The organism is Kocuria marina (assembly GCF_000786655.1).
Lineage (GTDB): Bacteria > Actinomycetota > Actinomycetes > Actinomycetales > Micrococcaceae > Kocuria > Kocuria marina_A.
On the sequence record NZ_JROM01000033.1, the window covers coordinates 1 to 4,717 of the forward strand.

The 4,717-nt window shown below is 68.2% G+C and carries 6 protein-coding genes; all 6 read left to right on the forward strand.

Features of this window, described 5'->3' with window-relative positions; all coding sequences use genetic code 11:
• Positions 1-227: 227 nt before the first annotated feature.
• The gene (locus AS25_RS08540) at positions 228-821 is read left to right on the forward strand and encodes a recombinase family protein (RefSeq protein WP_035964321.1); all 594 of its coding nucleotides are present in this window, start codon (positions 228-230) and stop codon (positions 819-821) included.
• A 232-nt stretch (positions 822-1,053) separates the two neighbouring features.
• A complete protein-coding gene (locus AS25_RS08545) occupies positions 1,054-2,061 on the forward strand; it encodes a phosphotransferase family protein (RefSeq protein WP_052160843.1) in 1,008 nt (335 codons plus the stop codon).
• Positions 2,062-2,084: 23 nt separating this feature from the next.
• Positions 2,085-2,813: a phosphotransferase gene (locus AS25_RS08550; RefSeq protein ID WP_035964316.1), complete on the forward strand. Its 729-nt coding sequence runs from the start codon at positions 2,085-2,087 to the stop codon at positions 2,811-2,813.
• A 119-nt stretch (positions 2,814-2,932) separates the two neighbouring features.
• Entirely contained in the window at positions 2,933-3,820 is an 888-nt protein-coding gene (locus AS25_RS08555; protein ID WP_035964318.1) for an SDR family oxidoreductase, read from the forward strand.
• Positions 3,821-3,871: 51 nt separating this feature from the next.
• Complete coding sequence (locus AS25_RS08560) at positions 3,872-4,342, forward strand: alpha/beta fold hydrolase (protein WP_052160844.1); 471 nt, start codon at positions 3,872-3,874, stop codon at positions 4,340-4,342.
• 51 nt (positions 4,343-4,393) lie between these two features.
• Positions 4,394-4,717: transposase (locus AS25_RS08565; protein ID WP_035959115.1), on the forward strand; the 324-nt coding region annotated here is incomplete at its 3' end.

Consider the following 4,717-nt stretch of genomic DNA (forward strand, 5'->3'; position numbering starts at 1 on the left):
CGCCTCCCAAGGCGACCCCACCCAGTGCGATCCCGCCCAAATCTGCAGCTACCTCTGAGCCCACAGCCGCACCACGGCCGCCAAATACCTCTGTCAGAACACCGCCATTCACCGTCGACAGTCACATCCGCATGATTCCGCGGATCGGGGTGTCTCGCATCTTTGTGCTTTATCCATGCCTCTAGAATCGGATACTCAACGTTGGTTGCGAGACAGATGGGGTGGACATGGGGAAGTTGATCGGCTACGCCCGGGTGTCGACACGGCAGCAAGACGCAGACCGCCAAGTGTCTGACCTTCTGAATGCCGGCGTTCGACGTGATGACGCGTACGTCGACAGTGGAGTGTCTGGAAGCCGTGCGTCCCGTCCCGCCTTCGACAAGGCGGTGGCCGCCCTCGAGCCGGGCGACACGCTGGTCATCACGACACTGGACCGTCTGGGGCGGTCGACGCAGAACATGCTGGCCTTCGCCGAGGCGCTGCGGGGGAGAGGGGCCGGGCTGCGGGTGCTGAACCTGGGTGGGGGAGACGTGGACACGGCCACCCCGATGGGGTCCATGGTCTTCACAGTCATGGCCGCCCTGGCGCAGATGGAGTTGGAGATCAAGCGGGAGCGGATCACCGACTCGGTGGCCAAGCGCCGGGCCGCCGGCAAGGACCTCGGCGGGCGCCGCCAGACCTTCACTGACTCCCAGATCCGCAACGCGCTGCGGCTGATCGAGTCTGGGGAGCCGGCCACCCAGGTCGCCCGCGATCTCGGCATGTCCCGGGCCACCCTGTACCGGCGGATGCGGGAGCTCCCGCAAGCGACCACCATCTGAATCCGTCAGTACATGTGGGCGCCGTGGTGCGTATGACCGCACCTGTGCGGGCTTTTCATCGCACGGGGTAAACGGGCATGACAACCCGGCCTGGATGCGGGCGCACCGCACGGGCGCATCCGGGCCCGCTTGGGGTTCCTCAATGCCGCAGAGCTGTAACAGCGGTTCTCCGGCCAGGCGAGGTGGCGGGCAGACTGTGCTTATGAGTCTCTCCCGTCCTGAGCATCCGTCCATGGCTGATCGACTGACTCGTCTGGCCGGTCAGGCCCCGGCCGCGGTCGGCCTGGGCTCGTCACCCGGAGACGGTGACGAGGTGCGTCTGCTGGGGCAGGGGGAGAGCTTCGCGGCGTGGTTGCTGGAGGCCGGCGGGCAACGGGTGGTGGTGCGGATCGCCCGGCGTCCGGTGGAGGAGCTGCCGCGGCCGATGCGGGAGGAGTTCCACGGACTCGGCCTGGTCCTGGCCGGTATCGGACCGCAGGCGCTGGTGCTCGAGGAGTCGGCGGACAACCCGTTGGGCGCCCCGTACATGGTGGTCACCTTCGTGCCCGGCCGTGTCCTCCCACCGGGGGAGTGGACCCCGGCCCTGATCCGGGCCCACGTCCAGCAGATGGCTCGCCTGCATGCCCAGCGCTTCGAGCGCTGCGGAGACCTCACCGCCGAGACGGGAGAGCGCCGGGCGAAGGTGGACATCGCCGGACAGTTCACTGCCGGGCTGGACTGGTGGGCGGACAACCACCCGGCCGTGCTGGCCGAGCCCGACGTGACACGACTGGCGCGGGAAGTGGGGGCGTATCTGCGCGGCTCACAGAAGACCTTTGACCGGTTGGAGTCCTTCGCTGTGATCCACGGGGATCTGTTGCTGCCCAACATCCTCGTCGACGGGGACACCGGGGTGCGCTACATCGATTGGGAGTGGTCGGAGATCGGGGACCCCGCCCAGGACCTCGCCTATCTCGGCGGGCAGATCACCGTGGACCCGTGGCACCTGCCCATGACCCGGGCCCAGACCCGGGACCTGGTCGAGGCCTACCTGGCGGCCAGCGAGCACCGGGCGGCCACGGGCACCGTCGACGAGGTGCTGGTCCGCCGTGACGCCTGGGAGATCTACGAACGGTTCCTCACGTCCCTGCACCACCGCAGCCTCCTGGCTGGCCGCCCCGACCTGACCGAACAGGAGCGGAACATGTACACCAATGCGGTTACCCACGTCACCCGGGAGTTGGGTCGCCGGCTCGGCTGAGGCCCTCCGGATAGGGTCGTGCCATGGAAGAGGAGATGTTGACCGGCGGCAACTCCACCACCGTCGTGCGGGTCGACGACACTGTCCGTCGCACTGTCGGGCCCTGGACCACGGCGGTGCACCAGTTACTGGTCCGGTTGCGGGCGGAAGGGGTCACCGAGGTTCCGGAGTCTCGCGGGGTGGACGAGGACGGTCGGGAGGTCCTGTCCTACATCGTCGGGGTGGTGCCCGGTTATCCGTTGTCCGAGTGGGTGTGGGCGGATACGGTCCTGGTGGCGGCAGCGCAGCTGATGCGCCGGATCCACGACGCGTCCACCGCGCTGGTGGGGGAGGACCTGGTCTGGCAGCTGCCCACCCACCACCCGGTTGAGGTGATCTGTCACAACGACTTCGCTCCGTACAATCTGGTGTTCCGCAACGGCCAGCTGCGCGGGGTGATCGACTTCGACACCGCCTCCCCGGGCCCGCGAATCTGGGACCTGGCCTACTTGGCCTACCGGTTGGTGCCGCTGACCGATGACGCGCACGACGGCGGCCCGCCCACACCCGACCGTGCGGGCCGCTTACAGTTGCTGATCGACTCCTACGAGATGCCCTACGAGCCCGCGGAGCTGCTGGCCGCGGTGGCGGCACGGCTGGAAGAGCTCGCGGCGTTCACCGACGCACGAGCCGCCGAGACCGGCCGGGACGACTTCGCCGAGCACGCCGCGATGTACCGCCGCGATCGTGACCGGGTGCTGGCCACCGGTTGACACTCACCTGGGTGACGCACCGCCCGCAGCGGTGGTCACTGATAGGTTCCCCACCATGAAGACGGTGTGAGCGCCTGCCCTGTGAACGACGAATCCTCGAGTACGTCAGGAGCACCACCATGGCTCACGCTTCTTTCACACGCCCGCTGCGGGGCAGAACCGCTCTGGTCACCGGGGTCTCCCGCCGCCGCGGCATCGGCTACGCGGTGGCCGTTGAGCTCGCCTCCCTGGGGGCCAGTGTGTTCTTCCACCACTACAGCCCCCATGACGCGGACCAGCCCTGGGGCGATGACGACCTCGATGCGGTACGCGCCGGCATCCGGGCCGCTCTGCACGATGGTGCCCTCGCCGGCGACGTCTCCGCGGACTTGAGGGACCCGGACACCGCTGAAAACCTCGTCGAGCAGGCCCACGCCCTGACCGGGCGCCTGGACATCCTCGTCTGCAACCACGCCCGCAGCGGCGGCGACGGGTCCATCCTGGACATGACCGCCGAGACCCTGGACGCCTTCTGGGACACCAACACCCGCTCCACCCTGCTGCTGACCCGGCACTTCGCCCACCGCCACGCCGCCACGACTGCTCGATCCGCCTCAGCGCGGCCCGGCGACCGCATCGAAAAAGCCGGGCCCGTCGATGAACGGGCGGCCGGCCGGGTGTTCTGGATGACCTCGGGCCAGGGCCAGGGGCCGATGCGCGGTGAGGTCGCCTACGCCACCAGCAAGGCCGCTCTGGCAGAGGTAACACCCACGGTGGCCGCGGAACTGCTCGAGCTCGGAATCGTGTTGAACACCATCAACCCCGGCCCGGTCAACACCGGCTACCTCGACCCCGGAACCACCGACCGCTCCCTGGAAGAGATCGAGGCATGGCGACAGGCCACCCCCTTCGGCCGCTGGGGGCACCCGAGAGATCCCGCGCGGCTGATCGGGTGGCTGGCCACCGACCAGGGAGTGTGGGTCGCCGGTCAGGTCATCACCACCGACGGAGGCATGAGCCTGACCTGAGCCCATGGCCATGCCCTGTCTTGCACCGGTTCCTGATGGAGGATCAAGGCTATGAAGTTCTCGCGGGAGACGGTGGGACAGTCGGGGACGCGGATCAGTTATCTGGACACCGGCGGCAACGCCCCGGTGGTGGTGTTCCTGCACGGGCTGGCCGGCAGCGCGCAGGAGTTCATTCCCTCGGCCGAAGCGCTGTGGCCCGAGTACCGGTGTGTGCTGGTGGATCAGCGTGGGCACGGACACAGCACCCGCGTGCCGTCGGACATGGGCCGGCAGGCTTTCGTCGACGACGTCGCAGCGGTGATCGATGTGGTCGCCTCGAGTCATCCCGTGGTGCTGGTGGGTCAGTCCATGGGAGCGCACACTGCGTTGCTCACCGCCGCTGCACACCCTCAGCGGGTGGCCGGTCTGGTGCTGCTGGAAGCCGACGTGCACGGCGGGGACCTGGAGGAGGCAGGGGCTTTGGGTGCATTCTTCCGCTCGTGGCCCACGCCCTTCGGATCAATGGCCGATGCCACCGAATGAAGCGCCCTGAGTTTGTTGGAGGCTCCTGACCTTGGAAACGAGGATGGAGTTATGCCGAAGGAACTGGCGAATGGGAAGCCGACGACGCGTCGCTACTCGGACGAGGAGAAGGCCGCCGCGGTGCGGATGGTGAGGACGCTGCGGGCCGAGCTCGGGGTCACGCAAGGAACCGTGCAGCGAGTCGCGACGCAGCTCGGGTACGGGGTCGAATCCGTGCGGATGTGGGTGAAGCAGGCCGACATCGACGAGGGTGTCACCTCCGGCGTGAGCTCGGCGGAGGCGCAGCGGGTGAAAGAGCTCGAGCAAGAAGTCCGCGAGCTTCGCCGGGCCAACGAGGTGCTGAAGCGGGCTGCGTCTTTCTTCGGGGCGGAGCTC

Excerpts from the sequence above, each read along its gene's own strand:
- AS25_RS08540 (WP_035964321.1), top strand. The coding sequence starts at position 228 with ATGGGGAAGTTGATCGGCTACGCCCGGGTGTCGACACGGCAGCAAGAC.
- AS25_RS08555 (WP_035964318.1), top strand. The coding sequence starts at position 2,933 with ATGGCTCACGCTTCTTTCACACGCCCGCTGCGGGGCAGAACCGCTCTG.
- AS25_RS08560 (WP_052160844.1), top strand. The coding sequence starts at position 3,872 with ATGAAGTTCTCGCGGGAGACGGTGGGACAGTCGGGGACGCGGATCAGT.
- AS25_RS08550 (WP_035964316.1), top strand. The coding sequence starts at position 2,085 with ATGGAAGAGGAGATGTTGACCGGCGGCAACTCCACCACCGTCGTGCGG.
- AS25_RS08545 (WP_052160843.1), top strand. The coding sequence starts at position 1,054 with ATGGCTGATCGACTGACTCGTCTGGCCGGTCAGGCCCCGGCCGCGGTC.